This window comes from Enterococcus sp. AZ035 (assembly GCF_050548325.1).
Classification (GTDB): Bacteria; Bacillota; Bacilli; order Lactobacillales; family Enterococcaceae; genus Enterococcus; species Enterococcus faecalis.
In genome coordinates this window covers 1,325,628-1,346,212 of the sequence record NZ_CP172958.1, presented here as the reverse complement: position 1 = coordinate 1,346,212, position 20,585 = coordinate 1,325,628, and the positions used below count along the sequence as shown (strand labels likewise).

Genomic DNA, 20,585 nt, shown 5'->3' with positions numbered 1-20,585 from the left:
TCCATGAATGAATTAAACAAAACACCAAAAGAAATAGTCAAAGAACTAGATCAATATATTGTTGGACAGCAAGCTGCCAAAAAATCAGTGGCGGTAGCTTTACGTAACCGCTATCGTCGCTTGCAATTAGAAGAAAATATGCAACAAGATATTACGCCTAAAAACTTACTAATGATTGGACCAACAGGTGTTGGTAAAACTGAGATTGCTCGTCGTCTCGCAAAAATTGTCAATGCGCCTTTTGTAAAAGTTGAAGCAACCAAATTTACAGAAGTAGGCTATGTCGGTCGGGATGTCGAATCAATGGTTCGGGATTTAGTAGAAAATGCGATCCAAATTGTTGAAAAACAACAATACAGTCGCGTGTATGCGCAAGCGTTAAAAAAGGCCAATCAACGTTTAGTCAAAGTATTAGTGCCTGGAATTAAAAAAGAACAAAAACAGGCTGGCGGTAATCAATTTGAACAAATGATGAACATGTTTAACATGGCTCAGCAACAGCAAGAAGCACAAGAAGAAGTAACGGAAGATATTCGAACGAATCGCCGAACAATTTTGGAACAGCTGGAAAAAGGTCTATTAGATAATCGTGAAGTAACAATTGAAATTGAAGAACCGAAGAAAACGATGCCAGCTATGAACAATGGCCTAGAACAAATGGGTATCGACTTAAATGAAACGTTAGGCGCTCTGTCACCAAAGAAAAAAATCGAACGTACTGTAACGGTGAAAGAAGCACAAGAATTATTAGTGAAAGAAGAATCAGCAAAAATTGTCAATGACGCTGATATCCATAGTGAAGCGATTCGTTTAGCTGAATCAAGCGGAATTATTTTTATCGATGAGATTGATAAAATCACCTCTAAAAGTCAACAAAATTCGGGCGAAGTCTCTCGTGAAGGAGTACAAAGAGACATTTTGCCGATTGTTGAAGGCTCTCAAGTTAACACGAAGTATGGTCCTTTACAAACGGATCACATTTTATTTATCGCTTCAGGTGCTTTCCACTTGTCAAAACCAAGTGACTTGATTCCAGAATTACAAGGCCGCTTCCCAATTCGAGTTGAATTAGATGATTTAACGGCGGATGACTTCGTAAGTATCTTAACTGAGCCAAACAATGCTTTAATTAAACAATATGTAGCATTAATTGGCACAGAAAATGTTTCAGTCATCTTTACAAAAGAAGCAATTGAACGGTTAGCACACATCGCTTATGATGTAAACCGTGATACAGATAATATTGGGGCGCGTCGTTTACACACAATTTTAGAACGTTTATTAGAAGATTTATTATATGAAGCACCAGATATGCAAATGGGTGAAATTACGATTACCGAAGCATATGTCAATGAAAAATTGAATGACATTGTTCAAAATGAAGATTTAAGTCGTTACATCTTATAAAAAAGGCTGGAGGAGAAAAGATGGCTACATTATTAGAAAAAACACGTCAAGTGAACGAGCTTTTGCAAAAAAACAATCTGTTTGACGTACAAGCAGAACTTCCGTACAACAAAATGGCAATGATTTTAGGGGATATTTTAGAAAGTAATGCGTATATTATTAGCAGTTCAGGGGATTTGTTGGGGTATACTGAAAAATTAGATGTTAATAATGCCCGTATCAAAAATATGTTTAAAGAGAAAAAATTTCCTCAAGGATACACCGAGGCCGTGGATATGCTCAAAGTAACCGAAGCCAATATTCCAATAGATAGTGATTTAACTGCATTTCCTTTTGAATCACGAGAGCTGTATCCGTTTGGGTTAACCACTATTGTGCCTTTGTACGGTGCTGGCAAACGCTTGGGTACGATTATTTTAGCGCGTGTTGAAAAATCCTTTAACGAGGATGATTTAGTGTTAGCTGAATATAGTGCGACCGTTGTCGGCATGCAAATTTTGTATCATCAATCCAGAACAATTGAAGCAGAAGTTCGCAGTGCGACTGCCGTGCAAATGGCCATCAACACTCTTTCCTATAGTGAATTAAAAGCCGTCCATGCCATTTTTGAAGCCTTAGATGGCGAAGAAGGTCGTTTAACTGCTTCAAGTATTGCAGATGAAATAGGCATTACTCGTTCCGTAATTGTGAATGCCTTAAGAAAATTAGAATCAGCTGGAATTATTGAATCACGTTCTCTTGGTATGAAAGGGACTTATTTAAAAGTATTAAATCAACAATTTATTAAAGAGTTGGAAAAATAAGCAATTGCTCGTATCAACTAGGAGGACAACGCAATGACTGTACAAATTGAAAATGAATTTCTAATCGCAACATTTGCTGAAGAAGGAGCAGAATTAGTAAGTTTACAATCAAAAGAAACCGGCATTGAATATATTTGGCAAGGAAATCCTGAATTTTGGGCCCGCCATGCGCCCGTACTTTTTCCGATTGTTGGTCGTCTAAAAGAAGATACGTATATGTACCAAAATCAAGCGTATCATTTAACTCAACATGGTTTTGCTCGTGATCAAGTATTTGATGTGATTGAAAAAGGTGGAGAAGAAGTTTCTTTTTCACTAAAATCAACAAAAGAAACCAAGAAGAAGTATCCTTTTGATTTTGAACTAGTGATTACTTATACATTAGAACACCAAGAATTGACTGTAAACTACCAAGTAGAAAACACAGGGAAAGAAGAGATGTATTTTGGGATTGGTGGTCATCCAGCCTTTAATGTACCTTTAGAATCTTCACTAACGTTTGAAGATTATTATCTAAGTTTTTCACCTAAAAAATCACGGACACAAATTCCCTTAGCAGGCCCATTTATTGATTTAGCGAATAAAACACTAGCCCAAACGAATACCAGCTTTGACTTAACGCATCAATTATTTGAAAATGATGCAATGATTTTTGAAACAAAAGGTCAAACAGCAATTACGATTGCCACAGACGAAAGTGACCATCAAGTCACTTTGAGTTATCCAGAAATGCCTTTTGTGGGGATTTGGTCACCGACACCGAAAGAAGCGCCTTTTGTCTGTATCGAACCTTGGTGCGGGATTGCTGATGCTGTCGACGCAACTGGCCAACTCGCTGAAAAATTTGGCATCAATAAGTTACCAGCTAACGAACTATTTAAAACACAGTATAAGATTAGTGTAAAATAAAGAAAAAGGCTGTGAACATTATTTGTTCACAGCCTTTTTCTTTATTTTTTTGCACGTAAGCCAAAAGAAAGGCGACTTTCTGTTCCATTTTTAATTCGCTGAATGTTTTCACGATGACGGACAAAGATAAAAGTAGTCAAAGCAATCGCAATCACGGTTAATAACCAGTTAAATGTTGGTAAAATAGCTGGGACAGTGAAAGGCAAAATAATAGTAGAAAGTGTAATTAGTACAGCGCTAATCATACTTGTTAAACTCACCATACTGGTTAGATACAGACAAATCACAAAAATAAGAGCAGAATAAATAAAAAATGTGGGGCTGTATGCTAATAACATGCCAGCGCTAGTGGCTACGGCTTTACCACCTTTGAAATTGGCAAAAATAGGGAAGGTATGCCCTAAAACAGCTGCTACCCCAAAGAAGAGCGGATTCACGCCTTGTAAACCAAACAAATAGGGTAATGAAGTGGCTAACGTTCCTTTCAAGATATCCATTAATAATACCGTAATTCCGGCAGGTTTCCCTAAGACACGAAATGTATTGGTTGTTCCTGTATTCCCACTCCCAAATTGGCGTATATCTTTTTTAAAGAAAAGTTTGCCAATCCAAACACCTGAGGGAATCGAACCTAATAAATAGGCAACAAGTAACAAAATGACGATTTTCATCAAGTTAACCTCTTTCTTATTCAAACTAGGATTTATTTTATCATGAATAGAAAAACGGAACAACGTCTAATAACTAAAACAAGAAAAGTTTTTCTTTTACTTGAGGAAGCGTTGACAAATGGTTGATAACCGTTATAATAAATGTGTGTCATTAGACAAAGACGTCTAATCACTGGTTTGAAAATTAGTTATCAACGAAGATACAATATATATGTACTTATGAAGTGTCAGGGAAAGAGGTGCGAATCCTCTACAGACCTACCTACTGTATGGTGGATGAAACCAATAAGACCACAGATTATTCTGGAAGGATTGGGAGTAAGAAGAAGCTAAGTCAGGATACCGGCTTGATAAGTCTAATCATTCTTTTGTAGGAAAAAGAAGGGGCTTTGAAGATAACTGGCTGAGTATATCATTAGCATAGTTAAGTGACTGCTTTTTTTCTATTGGAGAAAAAAGTGGTTTTTTTGTATTGTTTTGACGTTGAGACAAAGGAGGTTCATTTCAGAAAATTTTCCCCAAAATAAAATAGACGAATGCGAGGATGAAAAAATGAAAAAATTTACTTTAACAATGATGACTTTAGGTTTAGTAGCAACACTTGGCTTAGCAGGATGTGGTAAACAGGAAAAGAAAGCAACTACCTCTTCTGAAAAAACAGAAGTAACGTTACCAACCAAAGACCGTAGCGGCAAAGAAATTACTTTACCCAAAGAAGCAAACAAAATTATTTCCCTAGTACCATCAACAACAGAAGTGATTGAAGACTTAGGTAAAACCGACCAATTAATCGCAGTTGATACTCAAAGTAGTACAATGATGACTGATTTAAAAAAATTACCACAAATGGATATGATGGCTGTCGATGCCGAAAAATTGATTGCCTTGAAACCACAAATTGTTTATGTGAATGACATCAATTTAGCTAGCTCAGAAAGTGTTTGGAAACAAGTGGAAGATGCTGGAATTACAGTCGTTAATATCCCCACTAGTACAAGTATCAAAGCAATCAAAGAAGACGTCCAATTCATCGCGGATAGCTTATCTGAACATGAAAAAGGACAAAAGTTAATCAAAACAATGGATCAAGAAATCGACGAAGTAGCCAAAATTGGTAAAACCATTAAAAAACCAAAAACTGTTTTGTTTGAAGTAGCTGCCTTACCAGACATTTATAGCTTTGGTAATGGGACATTTTTAAATGAAATGATTGAAACAATTGGGGCAAAAAATGTTTTGGCAAATGAAAAAGGCTGGTTACCAGTGACAGAAGAAGCGGCCATTGCTGCAAAACCAGAAGTCATTTTAACCAATGTTAACTATATGAAAGATCCCGCCAAAGAAATTTTAGCTCGTAAAAACTGGGAAAGCGTTCCAGCAGTTCAAAACAAAGAAGTTTTCGAAATTGATAACATGTCTAGCTCTTTACCAAATAACCACATTACCAAAGCATTAAAACAAATGGCAAAAGCTGTTTATCCAGAGGAATACAAGGATTTAAAAGATGAGTAAAAAAACGTGTCTCATACTGATGCTCTTGATCAGTATGAGCATGCTCTTTTTGGGTATTAAAATTGGAAGTGTTCAGATTTCGTTAACGGATTTGCTTCAAATTTTAGTGAAAAAGACGGTTTCAGAAGACGGGATTTTAGAGGGAATCATCTGGAATGTTCGGTTACCGCGTGTCGTGATGGCCTATCTCGTGGGCGCAGGCTTAGCAGTAAGTGGCACGGTGATGCAATCGCTCTTAGGTAATCCTTTAGCTTCTTCGTATACTTTGGGCGTATCAGCGGGAGCATCCTTAGGCGCTGCGTTAATCATGGTAACTGGAGTAACTGCTTCGATCTTAGGGGCATTTTTATTGCCTTTAACTGGTTTTATCTTTGGCTTAGCAACGGTCTTTTTAGTTTTGTTATTTACGCAAACAATGGATAGTCAAATGTCCAATCAAACAGTTGTTTTAGTAGGAATGATTATGACCTTGTTTGTCGGTGCTATTTTGACGTTGATTACAGCACTTTTCCAAGATTATTTGAAACAATTAGTCTTTTGGCAAATGGGTAGTTTTTCTGGCAGTAATTGGCAAAAAATTGCTATTTATTGTCCAATCTTGCTTGTCAGCAGTCTGTTTCTTTGGTTTGATGCCAACGCATTGGATGTTCTTGGCTTAGGAGAAGAACATGCGATGTTATCGGGAGTAGAAGTCAAAACAGCAAAACTACGCATTATTCTTTTGGCTAGTTTACTAGCAGGAAGTGCGGTTTCATTTGTCGGTGTGATTGGTTTTGTTGATTTAATAGCACCACATATTGTCCGTCGCTATTTAGGGGCGACTCATCGCTGGCTGATTCCCGGTTCAGCAATCTTAGGTGGGACCATCATGGTAATAGGGGACACAATTGCTCGCACGATTTTATCACCAAGAGAAATTCCCATCGGGGCCGTAACAGCCTTGATTGGAGCGCCATTCTTCTTGTATATTTACTTTAAAAAAAGGGGCGTTGCTGCATGATTGAATTAAAAGAAACAGCTGTAACGCTCCAACAAACCCCCATTTTAAAAGATATTTCCCTCGTTTTTCCGACAGGTAGTAAAACTTGTATTTTAGGTCCAAATGGTTGCGGTAAAACGACACTTTTAAAAACGATTGCCGGACTTGTCCCTTATAGTGGTTCTGTTTTAATTGATGGTCAAGAAGTTCATGGACAAAAGCGGAAGGAATTGGCAACGAAAGTAGCGATGATGAGTCAATTCACGACAGTTGCTTTTGATTATACGGTTTACGAAACAGTTTTGATGGGGGCGTATCGACAACAAGCACAACGTTTTTTACCTATTGTTTCTAAACAAGAAAAAGAACGAGTCCTTTATTATTTAGAACGCACGGGTTTATTGCCTTTAAAAGATAAAGTTGTCAATCAGCTTTCAGGAGGACAACAACAACGAGTATTTTTGGCTAAATTATTTGTACAAGATCCAGAAATTATTTTATTGGATGAACCCAATAATCATTTGGATATTCGGTATCAACAAGAATTGATTCAGCAGTTAAATGAGTGGAGTGCGCAAGAAGGGAAAACGTTAATCGGGGTGTTTCATGATATCCGTTTAGCGTTAACGCTAAGTGAAAAAATTGTGTTTATGAAGCAAGGGAAAGTGGCCGCGCAAGGTGATTTTCAAACGTTGGCTTCCAAAGAATTTTTACAAACGATTTTTGAAACAGATATTGTCTCCTATTTTCAGAAACAACATAAAGTTTGGGAAACTATTCAATAATTTTGACAAGTTTTTTGGAAACAGGTAAGATAAAGGCAAAGAATCAGAAACACAATGGCGTGTTTTAACAAATCGGCAAAGGAGCCCAAGACTAAGTACGTGATGGTACTTGCTTTGGGCTCCTTTTTTATGGAGGTAACGATGAAACGAATCATTTTAATGGGAGCTATCGGTTGTGGCAAAACCACGTTATGTCAAGCTCTACAAGGCAAAGAATTAATTTATGATAAAACACAGGCGGTGGAATTTCATACAGAAATGATTGATACACCGGGCGAGTTTATTTTGCATCGACAATATTATAATGCGTTAAACGTCACAGCGGCAGAAGCAGATGTGATCGGTTTGGTTCAAAGTGCTGTAGAAACACAACAAGTTTTTTCACCAGGATTTGGCAGTATTTTCCCGAAAGAAATCATTGGTATTTTAACCAAGATTGATTTAGCACAAGATTCTCAGCAGTTAGAGATTGTTCGGCAACAATTAAAAAGTGCGGGTGCAACAAGAATTTTTGAAATTTCTTCTGTTGAAAAAATTGGCTTGCAAGAATTAGTAGATTATTTAGAGGAGGATGAAGCAGAATGAAAATTTATACAAAAACTGGCGATAAGGGAATGACGAAATTAGTCGGCAGCTCAACCGTCGCTAAGGATTCTGATCGAGTTGAAAGTTATGGAACGATTGATGAATTGAATTCTTGGGTCGGCTATATTATCAGCCAACTTCCACAAGAAAATCAAGAAATTAAAGAAGAACTAGAAGCTTTACAACATTTACTTTTTGATGCGGGAACAGATTTGTCAACACCGATTGAAGCACAACGACCATTTAAATTACAAAAGGAAAGTGTGCATTGGCTAGAACAGCGGATTGATTTCTACACTGCACAATCACCAGATATTGATCGTTTTATTTTACCTGGCGGAACCCCAGCAGCCAGTATGGTTCATGTGGCTCGGACGATTGCACGGCGCGCAGAACGCATCATTGTTCGTTTAAATTGGACAGCCAAAATTAACGAAGAGGTATTAATTTTTACCAATCGTTTATCAGATTATTTTTATGCGTTGGCTCGCTATTTAAATGTTCAAGCACAACGACCTGATGTTTTTTATGAACGAAGCGAAATGGTTTTCCATAAAATTAAAGAAGATGGATTGTAAACAGTTGCTTTTCTAAAAAACTTATGGTAAATTTCAGATAGATTAAACGAATATTTTATGAAAAATATGAATGGAAGCCAGTGAGAATCTGGCACGGTCCCGCCACTGTGAAGAAGCAAGGTTGCTTTTAAGTCAGGTCTTTTCATTTTTTCATTATTGGGCATGCTGTTTCGAGGCAAAACAGGATGTTTCTTAACAACGCTTGTGTTGAAAATCCAGCCCAAGATATTTGTATTAATCCAATTAATGGCACGAGGAAGTGCTTTTGGGAATTTTGGGCTGGTCTTTCAATGTTGAAGGAGATTTCAGGTACAATGACGTACTGCTATATTCCCTTTTTTTATTGACAATTAATTAAAGGCGTTGTACTCTATGGATAAGGTTTCGTGTACAATGGCGTATACATAAGGAAGCAAAGACGCTTCAGACAGATGATTTTTCGTTTGTTTGAAGTGTCTTTTTGTATTTTATTAAGGAGGAATTGAGATGAAAACAATTCATTTCCCTACCGAACTATGGGTAGGAGAAGGCGCATTAGCCAATTTGGAAACACTTCATGATAGACGTGTTTTCATTGTCACAGATCCATTCATGGTTGACTCTGGATTTGTGAATGAAGTGACAAAGCATTTAACAAAAAGTGAATGGCAAATTTTTAGTGATATCATCCCCGATCCACCAATTGATAAGATTGCTGCGGGAATTAAGCAGTTAGCGACATTTCAAGGAGATACGATATTAGCTTTAGGTGGGGGATCCGCTATTGATGCGGCCAAAGCAATGAAATTTTTTGGCAAACGTACTTTGCAAACTCAGATTGCTGAGTTTATTGCGGTTCCTACAACTAGTGGAACTGGTTCAGAAGTTACGAATTTTTCAGTGATTACGGTTGCAGAAACTGGCACCAAAATCCCGCTTGTAACAGATGAAATTCAACCAGAAATTGCGATTTTAGATACAAATTTAGTGATGAGTGTGCCACCAAAAATCACAGCGGATACAGGAATGGACGTCTTAACGCATGTTATTGAAGCGTATGTTTCAACAGAAGCAAATCCGATTTCAGATGCGTTGTGCGAAAAAGTCGTTCGCTTAGTATTCGACAATTTAGAAATAGCCTTTAATGAGGGTAGCAACCAACAAGCCCGTGAAAATATGCATTTAGCTTCATGTATGGCAGGGATGGCGTTTAATGTTACTTCGTTAGGCTTGAATCACGGTATTGCTCATGCGGCCGGTGCGCGTTTACATGTGCCACATGGACGAATGAATGCAATGCTCTTACCGGAAGTCATTGCATATAACAGTGGCTTAGCGAATGGCAAAGTCGCCAACGAACCAACAGCTAAACGTTATGCGCAGTTAGCAAATTGTCTAAATGATACACAGACAACCAATGCACGGATTGGTGTTCAACAATTTATTCGACAAATCAAGCAACTCCGTCAAAAATTAAACATGCCTGCCACTTTTAGTGACTATGGTTTACCAAAAGAAGAAGTCCAAGCTGCGATCCCAAAAATAGCTGAAGGCGCATTGATGGATGGTTGCACCAAAACAAATCCTGTCCAACCAACAGCAGCAGAAGTGACAAAAATTTTAAATTCTATCTTATAAGCGATTGACAGGATGAAATCGATAACATATAATGTGGGTAGCACAACGGCGTGCTTCAAAATTTAAGAGCAAAGAAGCTCCTTAGTAGAAAGCGAAAGTGGAACCTTTACGTTTTTTATTGAGGATTTTTTATTTGCTAAATTAAAGGAGCGAGTCTGGTTGGAAGAAAAACAACGAATGATTCAAGAATATGTTCCTGGGAAACAAGTAACGTTAGCGCACATCATTGCTAGTCCTAATAAAGAAATTTATACAAAATTAGGGTTGCCAGACGGCACCAGCAATGCACTAGGTATTTTGACAATCACTCCGAGCGAAGCGGCAATTATCGCTGTTGATATTGCGACTAAAAGCGGAGATATCCAAATCGGTTTTATTGATCGTTTTTCTGGATCGGTGGTCATTTCTGGTGACGTAAGCTCAGTGGAAGCAGCCTTACAAGCGGTGATTGAAGGTTTACAACAGATTTTAAACTTTTCTGTAACTTGTAAAATTACCAGAACATAGCGTTGAAAGGACAAGGGCGTGAAGAAAATGGATGGACGAATTGTAATAGTCGATGATGAACCTATTACGAGACTCGATATTCGTGATATTGTGATAGAAGCAGGGTACGAAGTAGTCGGTGAAGCAGCTGATGGTTTTGAAGCAATTGAGGTATGTAAAAAAACACAACCTGACCTAGTATTAATGGACATTCAAATGCCAATTTTAGATGGTCTAAAAGCAGGTAAAAAAATTGTTCAAGACCAACTAGCCAGTAGTATTGTCTTTTTATCTGCATACAGTGACGTACAAAATACGGACAAAGCTAAAAAATTAGGCGCACTGGGTTATTTAGTTAAACCTCTAGATGAAAAATCATTAATACCTACAATTGAAATGAGCATTGAACGAGGCAAACAAACGCAGCTGTTACTAAATCAAATCGATAAATTAAGTTTAAAATTAGAAGAACGTAAAATTATCGAAAAAGCCAAAGGTATTCTTGTAAAAGAAAATCATATATCGGAAGAAGAAGCCTACCAAATGTTGCGTACGTTAAGTATGAACAAACGCGCACGTATGAGTGAAATTGCAGAATTGATTGTAATGGATGATGAATAAATGAAACGATTAGAGCAATTATGTCACCAATATACCAATCTTTCAGAATCAGACATTAAAGAATTACAACGTACAGCACGTTATCTTTCTTCGACGACACTCTATCAAAGTGCAGATGTTTTTATTGATGTGTATAAGGAAATGTCACAGCAAGCACTAGTCGTTTATCATAAGCCGCCTGCGAAGACAACTTCTTTATATAGCGGAGATGTCGTCGGGATGGAAGCTTTATTAAAAAATGAACCTGGTGTTCTGCGTACCATGCAAACTAGCTTAAATAGCATTGGTTTGTTAGCAGTGACTCAGGAAAATCGTTTGATTAAGCAAAATATCTATCCCATTCGCAATGAACATCGAACGATTGGTGTCATTATTGTCGAGATTGCGGCAGATGAAGAGATTCAAGCGGACTTACAAAAAGAGGAGCTAAATAACTGCCAGTTAGCAAAAGTAGCGAAATCAACTAGTCAAGTCGATGCGTTATTTATTGATCAATTGGCAGAAGCCGTTTTGATTTTTGATGCGGCGGGTCACTTATTAATTACCAATCACAATGCACAAGAGCTTTATCGCAAACTTGGTTATCGGGATAATATCATTGGAATGAGTTATGACAATTTGTCCATCGATTATACAACTTTTGAATATGTGTTGTATCAAATGAAATATAAAATGAGTAATCAACCAATTGAAAGCAAAACGACCTACCTTAATTATTATTTTAAGGTTCGGAAAGTGTGGTTGGCATCAGAAGAACAACTGATTATGATTATTCAAGACAATACAGAATTTAAAGAAAAAGAAGCGGAAATTATTTCCAAATCTGTTGCGATTCGTGAAATTCATCATCGTGTTAAAAATAACTTGCAATCGGTGGTTTCCTTATTGCGTATTCAAGAACGGCGAACGCAAAGCCCCGAAGCAAAGAAAGTCCTTCATGAAAGTGTCAATCGAATTATGGCGATTGCAGCCACCCATGAATTGCTGTCAAAACAAGTCAAAGATGACGTTGCTTTACGGCAAACATTGGAAGCAGTGATGTATAATTTTAGACATCTTTTTCAAGGCGCACAACCCATTGAGATGATGATGGATGTTGATCCAGCCATTATGGTTTCTAGCGAACAAATGGTCACCATTTCCCTTGTTGTCAACGAACTATTACAAAACATTTTTGATCATGCATTTGAGCCACAAACAAGTGGCGTTGTTAAACTTAGTGGAACATTAGATAATAAAATGATCACCATTACTGTTACAGATAATGGTAAAGGATATGACGTTCATCAAAGTAACGAGACCAGTTTAGGTTTGATGATTGTCAAAAGCTACGTAAAAGATAAATTAAAAGGAAAAATTACAATTGAATCCAATAAACAGGGAACTAAAACCTGTTTCTATTTCGAACAGAACACCAGTGATGTTGTTCATTGATTAAGCAAAGGCGCTTAAAGAAAAGTAGAAAGAAATTTTCTAACGATTCTTTAAGTGCCTTTTTGTATGCAAAAGGAGGCGAGTCAGGCGATGTCGAAGGAAACACTTTTAACCGTAGGGATTGATTTAGGGACGTCTACAACCCAATTAGTCTTGTCAGAATTAACTGTTGAAAATTTTGCCTCTGCGTTTACAGTACCACGTATCAGCATTTCTGATAAAAAAGTCATTTACCGAAGTGACATTATCTTTACACCCTTACTTAACCAATCAGAAATTGATGCAGAACCTATCAAAGCGTTTGTAGCGGAGCAATATCGCCAAGCAGGCATTCATAAACAAGATATTCAAATGGGTGCGGTAATTATCACAGGTGAAACTGCTCGAAAAAGCAATGCCAACAATGTGCTACGAGCACTTAGTGGCTATGCAGGTGATTTTGTCGTTGCTACGGCTGGTCCTGATTTAGAAAGTATCATTGCCGGGAAAGGCGCTGGTGCTCAAACTTATTCTGAAACGAAACGCAAACCAGTGGTTAATTTAGACATTGGTGGTGGAACGACAAATTTAGCTGTCTTTAAAGATGGTGAAGTGATTGATACGGCTTGTTTTGACATTGGCGGACGCTTAATTAAATTAGATCAACAACAAAAAATCACCTATATAGCTCCGAAGATTCAAGAAATTATAAATAAAAAAGGGCTAACCTTGCACCTTGGTGACCAAGCCACCGAACAAAACTTACTGCCAATTATTTCGGAATTAGTTGCCGTGTTAGAAAATAGCATTGGCTTGGGGACACAAAGCCCGTTCTACCAGTTATTAGTAACCAACCATCCACTACGAAAAGCTGAGGAATTACCAATTGTAACATTTTCTGGTGGTGTGGCTGATTGCTTAAATACGACAAGTACGAATCTCTTTAAATATGGAGACATCGGCTTGCTTTTAGGAAAATATCTGAGAAAGTCACTGATTTTTTCGGAAAAAGAAGTCTTAGAAAGCGCAGAAACAATCCGAGCGACGGTCGTCGGAGCAGGTTCACACACTGCTGAAATTAGCGGAAGCACGATCGCTTATCGTGAGCAAATTTTGCCGGTAAAAAATATCCCAATTCTAAAATTAGCGCAAGAGGATGAAACCCTTACTGTGACAGAATTAGGCCAGCGAATCCAAGAAAAACTCAATTGGCATCGTATTGAAGAAACACCCCAGATTGCCCTAGCAATTAGAGGCATGAGCAATCCAACATTTGCTGATATTCAACGCTATGGTCAAGGGATTGTGGAAGGATTAGCTAGTTTAGTTGCTGAACAAATTCCCATTATTGTTATGGTGGATGAAGACATGGCGAAAGCTTTAGGGCATGCCTTAAGTGCCCATCTGCCAAAAGACTATCCGTTTATCTGTCTTGACTCGGTCAAAGTAGAAAACGGTGATTATGTAGATATCGGCTTACCAGTGGCAGAAGGGGCCGTCCTTCCAGTCATTGTTAAGACCTTAGTATTTAATTAAAAAGGAGCGACACAAAGATGATTTTAAAAACCAAACTATTTGGCAAAGTCTATCAATTTACATCCGTTAAAGAAGTCTTAGCCAAAGCCAATGAAGAAAAGTCTGGCGACAAGTTAGCTGGCGTAGCTGCTAATTCAGCCGAAGAACGCGTGGCGGCGAAAGTCGTTTTATCGGAATTGTCCTTAAATGACTTGTTTAACAATCCCGTTGTTGATTATGACGAAGACGAAGTGACACGCATTATTATTGACCAAGTCAATATGCGAATTTTTGAAAGTATTAAACATTGGACAGTCGCAGAATTACGCGAATTTATCTTATCTTCGGAAACAACCGATTTTGATATCAAACGAATTTCCCGTGGACTCACTTCAGAAATGATTGCTGCTGTCTGTAAATTAATGTCCAACATGGATCTAATTGTTGGCGCAAAAAAAATCAATATTGAAAAAACCGCCAACACAACGATTGGCCGTCCCGGAACTTTTTCAAATCGTTTACAGCCGAACCATCCAACCGATAATGTCGATGGCATTATGGCTTCAGTTATGGAAGGTCTTTCTTATGGCGCCGGTGATGCCTTAATTGGTTTGAATCCTGTTGATGATTCTACAGAAAGTGTTAAACGGATCTTAAACAAATTTGAAGAGTTCCGCAGCGAATGGGAAATTCCAACACAAACTTGCGTGCTTGCTCACGTAACGACACAAATGGAAGCCATGCGTCAAGGCGCGCCAACTGGCTTAGTCTTTCAATCCATCGCTGGTTCAGAAAAAGGGAACACAGCATTTGGTTTAAATGCAGAAATTTTAGCTGAAGCACAAGATTTAGCGCTTCACAGTGGTCAAGCAGCTGGTCCTAATGTGATGTATTTTGAAACAGGTCAAGGCTCAGAACTTTCTTCTGAAGCGAACTTTGGTGCAGACCAAGTCACAATGGAAGCGCGTTGTTATGGCTTAGCCAAAAAATTTGATCCGTATATTGTAAATACCGTTGTCGGCTTTATTGGACCAGAATATCTTTACGATTCAAAACAAGTCATCCGCGCTGGTTTAGAAGATCATTTCATGGGCAAATTAACAGGAATTTCAATGGGTTGTGATGTCTGCTACACCAACCATATGAAAGCTGATCAAAATGATATGGAAAACTTAGCAATGTTATTAGCAACAGCTGGTTGTACGTATATCATGGGGATTCCTCATGGCGATGATGTCATGTTAAATTATCAAACAACTGGGTTCCATGAAACTGCGACGATTCGTGAAACATTAGGCTTACGTCCAATTAAAGAATTTGAAGAATGGATGGAAAAAATGGGCTTAATGGAAAACGGAAAATTAACAAGTCGCGCTGGCGATGCATCTGTATTTATTAAATAAACGAGGTGAGAATACAAATGAACGAAAAAGAATTAAAAGAAATGATTGCCGGAATTTTAACAGAAATGGTCGCTGACAATCAAGCGGTTTCGACTGCCACTGTGACTGCTGAAGAAAAACCAGTCACAACACACGTCACTGAAACGACAGAAATTGAAGAAGGCCTAATTCCTGACATTACTGAAGTAGATTTACGTAAACAATTACTATTGAAAAATGCCGTAGATCCTGAAGCACTATTAAAAATGAAAGCTTTCTCGCCAGCTCGTTTAGGCGTTGGTCGTGCAGGGACGCGTTATATGACTAGTTCAACATTACGTTTCCGAGCAGACCATGCGGCAGCACAAGATGCAGTCTTTTCAGACGTAAGCGAAGACTTGGTAAAAGAAATGAATTTTATTTCTACAAAAACAATCTGTAACAGTAAAGATGAATATTTAACACGTCCAGATTATGGTCGTCAATTTGATGAAGAAAATAGTGAAATCATTCGGAAAAATACGACACCAAAAGCCAAAATCCAAATGGTCGTAGGGGATGGCCTTAGTTCAGCTGCTATCGAAGCGAATATTAAAGAAGTCCTACCAGCAATTAAACAAGGATTAAACATGTACAACTTAGATTTCGACAATGTAGTTTTTGTTAAATATTGTCGCGTGCCAGCAATGGATAAAATTGGTGAAATCACTGACGCTGATGTTGTTTGCTTGCTAGTTGGCGAACGTCCTGGTTTAGTAACAGCTGAATCTATGAGTGCCTACATTGCTTACAAACCAACTGTCGGTATGCCAGAAGCACGGCGGACAGTTATTTCAAATATTCACAAAGGTGGGACACCGGCTGTTGAAGCAGGGGCCTACATTGCCGAAATTATTAAAAAAATGTTAGACAAGAAAAAATCTGGTATTGATTTAAAAGAAGCTGAATAAAGGAGGATTTCTCATGAAAAATGATCGTCTAGGCGCAAATGTCCTAAGTATGAAAGTCATTCCCAATGTCGATCCGGCATTAGCAAAAGAATTATCATTGAAACCAGAACATCGCTCATTAGGAATTGTTACTTCCGATTGTGATGATGTCACTTATGTTGCATTAGATGAAGCAACCAAAGCCGCCGATGTTACTGTAGTTTACGGTAAAAGTATGTATGCTGGCGCAGCAAATGCTTCAACCAAATTAGCCGGTGAAGTGATTGGCATTATTGCTGGTCCGAGTCCTGCCGAAGTCAATAGTGGCTTGAGTGTCATTACGCAAGTCATTGAAGAAGAAGCCAGCTTCTATAGTGCTAACGAAGATGACAGCATTGTTTATTTTGCACATGTAGTATCAAGAACGGGTAGCTTTTTATCTGAACAAGCGAATATTCCTGAAGGTGAAGCGATTGCTTATCTGATTGCACCACCGCTAGAAGCAATGGTTGGCTTAGATGCAGCAATGAAAGCTGCCGATGTTCAAATGGGTGTCTTTTATGGCCCACCTTCTGAAACGAACTTTGGCGGCGCCTTATTGACAGGTAGTCAATCTGCATGTAAAGCTGCTTGCAGTGCGTTTGAACAAGTCATTCAAAATATCGCTGACAATCCGTTGAGTTATTAAGGATGTGACCTGAATGAAAGCATTAGGAATGGTCGAAGTCAAAGGATTTTTAGGTGCCATTAGTGTGGCCGATGCGGCATTGAAAGCCGCCGACGTTACTTTGTTAAAAGCTGAAATTATTAATGGCGGTTTAACAACTGTGGAACTGATTGGTGACGTTGCCGCGGTTCAAGCTGCCGTTGAAGTAGGTACGGAAGTAGCTAAAGAATTAAATTGTTTAATTGCTCATCATGTGATCTCACGGGTTGATGCTCAAACGGAAGTGATTTTATCAGATCCAGAACCCAAGTCAGCACCTGAACCGATGGAACAAGTAGAAGTAATTGAAGAAGAGATTGAAACACCAGATTTGGAAGAACACACAGGCACACGCCAAAAATTAGAAACACAACGCGTGGTTGATTTACGCAAACAAGCCTACAAAATGAACCTAAGTAGTTTAAAGAAAAGTGAGATTAAATTTGCCAATAAAGAAGCTTTAATTCAAGCAATCATGGCTGAAATAGAAAGAAGTGAAGACGAGTGGAATTAGTAGATAAAGACTTACGTTCCATCCAAGAAACAAGAAATTTAATCAGAAAAGCCAAAGAGGCACAGCAAGTATTAGCAACATTTTCGCAAAAACAAATCGATGCGATTGTTCAAGCGGTTTCAGAGGCTACATTTAACCAACGAGAAAAGTTAGCGAAAATGGCCAATGAAGAAACAGGATTTGGTATCTATGAAGATAAAATCATCAAAAATGCTTTCGCTTCAAAAGTAGTATATGACGAAATGAAGGACAAAGCTACAGTTGGTGTGATCCATGATGATGCTGCCAAAAAAGTCACTGAAATTGCTGTCCCAGTGGGTGTAATTGCAGGATTAATTCCTTCTACCAACCCGACATCAACAGTCATTTACAAAGCATTAATTTCATTAAAAGCTGCCAACAGCATTGTTTTTTCACCACATCCCAATGCGTTGAAATCGATTATTGAAACAGTGGAAATTATCCAAAAAGCGGCTATTGCTGCAGGGGCACCAGAAGGTTGTGTCTCGGTCATCAAAACGCCAACCATGCAAGCGACCAGCGAATTAATGAAAAATAAAGAAACAAATTTAATTTTAGCTACTGGTGGAAACGCAATGGTTAAAGCCGCGTACTCTTCTGGAACACCAGCAATCGGTGTTGGGCCTGGTAATGGACCAGCCTACATCGAACGAAGCGCAAATGTTCCTCATGCAGTGAAACAAATAATGGATTCAAAAACTTTCGATAACGGTACAATTTGTGCATCGGAACAATCAATTATTGTTGAAACTGTCAACCGTGAAGCGGTCAAAGAAGAGTTAATTAAGCAGGGAGCGTATTTCTTAAGTCCAGCCGAAGCCGACAAATTAGCTAAATTTATTTTACGACCAAACGGTACAATGAACCCGCAAATCGTGGGACGTTCCGTTCAACATATTGCTTCATTAGTTGGTTTATCTATTCCAAAAGATCGCCGCTTAATTGTTGCCGAAGAAACACATGTAGGCTTGAAATATCCATTTTCAAGAGAAAAATTGGCACCGATTATTGCTTTCTATACAGTTGAAAACTGGGAAGCAGCTTGCGCGTTATCAATTGAAATTTTGAAAGGTGAAGGTGCGGGTCATACAATGGGCATTCACACAGAAAACAAAGAAGTCATTCGTGAATTTGGCTTAAGAAAACCCGTCTCTCGTTTGCTTGTTAACACCTCTGGTACACTTGGCGGCATTGGTGCTTCAACTAACTTAGTGCCAGCATTAACACTTGGCTGTGGCGCAGTTGGTGGCAGCTCAACTTCTGATAATATTGGGGTTGAAAATCTGTTCAATTTACGTCGTGTTGCATATGGCGTGCGTGATTTAGAAGAGATTCGTCAAGAATTTGGTCAAACATCAACCACATCTGTGGCTACTTCTTGCGAAACAACCAATCAAGAAGAACTAGTAAATGCCGTGGTGGCTCAAGTTTTAGCTCGCTTAAACTAACAAGAAACGAGCGAGTAAGAGTAAAACAAATGAATTATTGGATTTAGGGTTTGGGACCTAAGTCAAATTGCTAATTGTCCCAAATTTTTAAAAATAAAACATACATCTTAGGAGGAAATTATAATGTCAAGTACAAATGCTTTAGGAATGATCGAAACTCGTGGTTTAGTAGGTGCTGTTGAAGCAGCCGATGCAATGGTGAAAGCGGCAAACGTTACTTTAATTGGAAAAGAACAAGTCGGTGGCGGTTTAGTTACAGTAATGGTTCGCGGTGACGTTGGTGCTGTAAAAGCAGCAACAGATGCTGGTGCTGCTGCAGCAGAACGTGTTGGCGAATTATTATCTGTCCATGTAATTCCACGTCCACATACAGAAGTAGACGCTATTTTACCACACGCAACAACTGAATTATAATTTTGATTTTTTGGGGCAGAGGTAGGTTCATTACTTCTGTCCTAAACTTTCATTGAGGAGGGGTGTTATGACAGTTATTACAGAAGATATGCTTCGCATCAAAAGGCTAAAAAAAGAACTAGAAGATGGCACGGATTTTGTGTTTCCTGTAGGCAGTTTTCTGACGCCAGCCGCCAAAAGCTATCTACGCGAGCATCGGATTAATAGCAGCTTCTCTTCAACAAACCCATTGCTTTCTGAGGTTCATTCAGTGAAGGCCTCCTCACAAAAACAAAAACAAGAACATTTATCAAAAGAAACAATTTATGAGATTCGGCACTTAAGCCATCTATTGTATTTGCCTTTCTTAACGAATGAAGCGTTATCAACAGAAGGTTGGTTATATTTCGAACAACAACAACAGTGGTTAGAGAAATTTATTTTAGAACAGTCGCTTGTAATGGAACCAGTCATTTTGGAATCAAAGGTAACTATTCTAACTAACCAACAGAGACAATGGCGCTATTCCTCAAAAGAAATTCAATTACAACTAGATAAAATTATTCTCCAGTTAAAAGGAGAATCACAACTGTTCGGCATTTTTCAATCTTGGGCTACAGAATTAATTAGCACCATGGCTGAAATATCACGAAACTAGGAGATGAACAAATTGGATTCAATGAATGAAATTGTTGAAGAAGTTGTTAAACGAATTCAGCAACAACAACAAAATACTTTTGAAGTTGAAGCTTCTGGCCGACATGTTCATTTGTCTCGTCAAGAGATTGATGCATTATTTGGACCAGGATATCAACTAACAAAAGTGAAAGATTTATCACAACCTGGACAGTTTGTTTGTAAAGAACGAATTACGGTTGCTGGACCTAAAGGACTTTTTCAAAATGTGGTTATTTTAGGCCCTGAACGTAGCGAATCACAAGTTGAAGTTTCTATGACGGATACACGTATTTTAGGAATTAACGCCCCAGTTAGAGAGAGTGGCAAGACAGAAGGGACACCAGGTGTCACGCTGATGAACGGATCAGCAGTTGTGACATTAAGTCACGGCTTAATTGTTGCCAAACGTCATATTCACATGACACCCGAAGACGCCTTGAAAAATAAAGTAAGCAATAGCCAAATTGTGCAAGTCAAAGTGGAAGGCACACGTCCGTTAATCTTTGATGATGTAGTTGTGCGAATCAGTCCGCGATTTGCAACGTACATGCATATTGACTACGATGAAGCCAACGCTTGCGGCTTAACCAAAGGAGCTCGGGGCTATATTCTTAAGTAAAAGGAGGAAGGACA

22 protein-coding genes and 2 riboswitches are annotated in these 20,585 nt (G+C 38.4%); of the genes, 21 read left to right on the top strand and 1 reads right to left on the bottom strand.

Annotation, left to right across the window (positions count from 1 at the left end):
• Positions 1 to 3 precede the first annotated feature (3 nt).
• Genes hslU through IGL32_RS06460 form a run of 3 tightly spaced genes read left to right on the top strand, consistent with a single transcriptional unit; the run spans position 4 to position 3,119 of the window.
• Positions 4 to 1,407, top strand: coding sequence for an ATP-dependent protease ATPase subunit HslU (gene hslU, locus IGL32_RS06470; protein ID WP_002360239.1), 1,404 nt, complete (start codon positions 4 to 6; stop codon positions 1,405 to 1,407).
• A gap of 20 nt (positions 1,408 to 1,427) precedes the next feature.
• The gene (gene codY, locus IGL32_RS06465; RefSeq protein WP_002357492.1) at positions 1,428 to 2,210 is read left to right on the top strand and encodes a GTP-sensing pleiotropic transcriptional regulator CodY; all 783 of its coding nucleotides are present in this window, start codon (positions 1,428 to 1,430) and stop codon (positions 2,208 to 2,210) included.
• A gap of 33 nt (positions 2,211 to 2,243) precedes the next feature.
• Positions 2,244 to 3,119, top strand: a complete 876-nt coding sequence (locus tag IGL32_RS06460) for an aldose 1-epimerase family protein (RefSeq protein WP_033626888.1) — start codon at positions 2,244 to 2,246, stop codon at positions 3,117 to 3,119.
• 41 nt (positions 3,120 to 3,160) lie between these two features.
• Here the strand turns inward: IGL32_RS06460 and plsY are convergent, their stop codons facing one another.
• The gene (gene plsY / locus IGL32_RS06455; RefSeq protein WP_002360243.1) at positions 3,161 to 3,790 is read right to left on the bottom strand and encodes a glycerol-3-phosphate 1-O-acyltransferase PlsY; all 630 of its coding nucleotides are present in this window, start codon (positions 3,788 to 3,790) and stop codon (positions 3,161 to 3,163) included.
• Positions 3,791 to 3,995: 205 nt separating this feature from the next.
• A riboswitch (cobalamin riboswitch) is annotated at positions 3,996 to 4,155 on the top strand.
• Between the two features lie 118 nt (positions 4,156 to 4,273).
• Between plsY and IGL32_RS06450 the strand changes: the two genes are divergently transcribed.
• From IGL32_RS06450 to eutD, 18 genes are all read left to right on the top strand, one after another.
• Positions 4,274 to 5,302 carry an ABC transporter substrate-binding protein gene (locus tag IGL32_RS06450; RefSeq protein WP_002396310.1) on the top strand — a complete coding sequence of 343 codons (1,029 nt, stop codon included), beginning with the start codon at positions 4,274 to 4,276 and terminating at the stop codon, positions 5,300 to 5,302.
• Positions 5,295 to 6,302 carry a FecCD family ABC transporter permease gene (locus tag IGL32_RS06445; RefSeq protein ID WP_002394472.1) on the top strand — a complete coding sequence of 336 codons (1,008 nt, stop codon included), beginning with the start codon at positions 5,295 to 5,297 and terminating at the stop codon, positions 6,300 to 6,302. Before IGL32_RS06450 ends, IGL32_RS06445 begins: the two co-directional genes overlap by 8 nt.
• A complete protein-coding gene (locus IGL32_RS06440; protein ID WP_002365688.1) occupies positions 6,299 to 7,066 on the top strand; it encodes an ABC transporter ATP-binding protein in 768 nt (255 codons plus the stop codon). Before IGL32_RS06445 ends, IGL32_RS06440 begins: the two co-directional genes overlap by 4 nt.
• Positions 7,067 to 7,207: 141 nt before the next feature.
• A complete protein-coding gene (locus tag IGL32_RS06435) occupies positions 7,208 to 7,651 on the top strand; it encodes a EutP/PduV family microcompartment system protein (RefSeq protein WP_002363995.1) in 444 nt (147 codons plus the stop codon).
• Complete coding sequence (locus tag IGL32_RS06430) at positions 7,648 to 8,229, top strand: cob(I)yrinic acid a,c-diamide adenosyltransferase (protein WP_002371113.1); 582 nt, start codon at positions 7,648 to 7,650, stop codon at positions 8,227 to 8,229. The genes IGL32_RS06435 and IGL32_RS06430 overlap by 4 nt, the downstream gene beginning before the upstream one ends.
• Before the next feature lie 44 nt (positions 8,230 to 8,273).
• Positions 8,274 to 8,423: riboswitch (adenosylcobalamin (AdoCbl) riboswitch) on the top strand.
• A gap of 292 nt (positions 8,424 to 8,715) precedes the next feature.
• Positions 8,716 to 9,846 (top strand): 1-propanol dehydrogenase PduQ, encoded by a 1,131-nt coding sequence (locus IGL32_RS06425; protein WP_002357501.1) that lies wholly within the window; start codon positions 8,716 to 8,718, stop codon positions 9,844 to 9,846.
• Between the two features lie 159 nt (positions 9,847 to 10,005).
• Positions 10,006 to 10,353, top strand: a complete 348-nt coding sequence (eutS, locus tag IGL32_RS06420) for an ethanolamine utilization microcompartment protein EutS (RefSeq protein ID WP_002357502.1) — start codon at positions 10,006 to 10,008, stop codon at positions 10,351 to 10,353.
• 27 nt (positions 10,354 to 10,380) lie between these two features.
• Entirely contained in the window at positions 10,381 to 10,953 is a 573-nt protein-coding gene (locus IGL32_RS06415; RefSeq protein ID WP_002357503.1) for an ANTAR domain-containing response regulator, read from the top strand.
• Positions 10,954 to 12,387, top strand: coding sequence for a sensor histidine kinase (locus IGL32_RS06410; RefSeq protein WP_002357504.1), 1,434 nt, complete (start codon positions 10,954 to 10,956; stop codon positions 12,385 to 12,387). It abuts the gene before it with no gap.
• 66 nt (positions 12,388 to 12,453) lie between these two features.
• On the top strand, positions 12,454 to 13,902 hold the full coding sequence (gene eutA / locus IGL32_RS06405) for an ethanolamine ammonia-lyase reactivating factor EutA (protein ID WP_016617362.1): 1,449 nt from the start codon (positions 12,454 to 12,456) through the stop codon (positions 13,900 to 13,902).
• A gap of 17 nt (positions 13,903 to 13,919) precedes the next feature.
• Complete coding sequence (locus IGL32_RS06400) at positions 13,920 to 15,284, top strand: ethanolamine ammonia-lyase subunit EutB (protein WP_002357506.1); 1,365 nt, start codon at positions 13,920 to 13,922, stop codon at positions 15,282 to 15,284.
• A gap of 17 nt (positions 15,285 to 15,301) precedes the next feature.
• A complete protein-coding gene (gene eutC, locus IGL32_RS06395) occupies positions 15,302 to 16,213 on the top strand; it encodes an ethanolamine ammonia-lyase subunit EutC (RefSeq protein ID WP_002363986.1) in 912 nt (303 codons plus the stop codon).
• Between the two features lie 13 nt (positions 16,214 to 16,226).
• Positions 16,227 to 16,880, top strand: a complete 654-nt coding sequence (gene eutL, locus IGL32_RS06390) for an ethanolamine utilization microcompartment protein EutL (RefSeq protein ID WP_002357509.1) — start codon at positions 16,227 to 16,229, stop codon at positions 16,878 to 16,880.
• A gap of 13 nt (positions 16,881 to 16,893) precedes the next feature.
• On the top strand, positions 16,894 to 17,412 hold the full coding sequence (locus IGL32_RS06385) for a BMC domain-containing protein (protein ID WP_002357510.1): 519 nt from the start codon (positions 16,894 to 16,896) through the stop codon (positions 17,410 to 17,412).
• Entirely contained in the window at positions 17,403 to 18,881 is a 1,479-nt protein-coding gene (locus IGL32_RS06380; protein ID WP_002357511.1) for an acetaldehyde dehydrogenase (acetylating), read from the top strand. Before IGL32_RS06385 ends, IGL32_RS06380 begins: the two co-directional genes overlap by 10 nt.
• 123 nt (positions 18,882 to 19,004) lie before the next feature.
• A complete protein-coding gene (locus tag IGL32_RS06375; RefSeq protein ID WP_002357513.1) occupies positions 19,005 to 19,295 on the top strand; it encodes a BMC domain-containing protein in 291 nt (96 codons plus the stop codon).
• A gap of 67 nt (positions 19,296 to 19,362) precedes the next feature.
• Positions 19,363 to 19,932, top strand: coding sequence for a hypothetical protein (locus IGL32_RS06370; RefSeq protein WP_010820004.1), 570 nt, complete (start codon positions 19,363 to 19,365; stop codon positions 19,930 to 19,932).
• Between the two features lie 3 nt (positions 19,933 to 19,935).
• A complete protein-coding gene (gene eutD / locus IGL32_RS06365; protein ID WP_002357516.1) occupies positions 19,936 to 20,571 on the top strand; it encodes an ethanolamine utilization phosphate acetyltransferase EutD in 636 nt (211 codons plus the stop codon).
• The last annotated feature ends 14 nt before the right edge of the window (positions 20,572 to 20,585 follow it).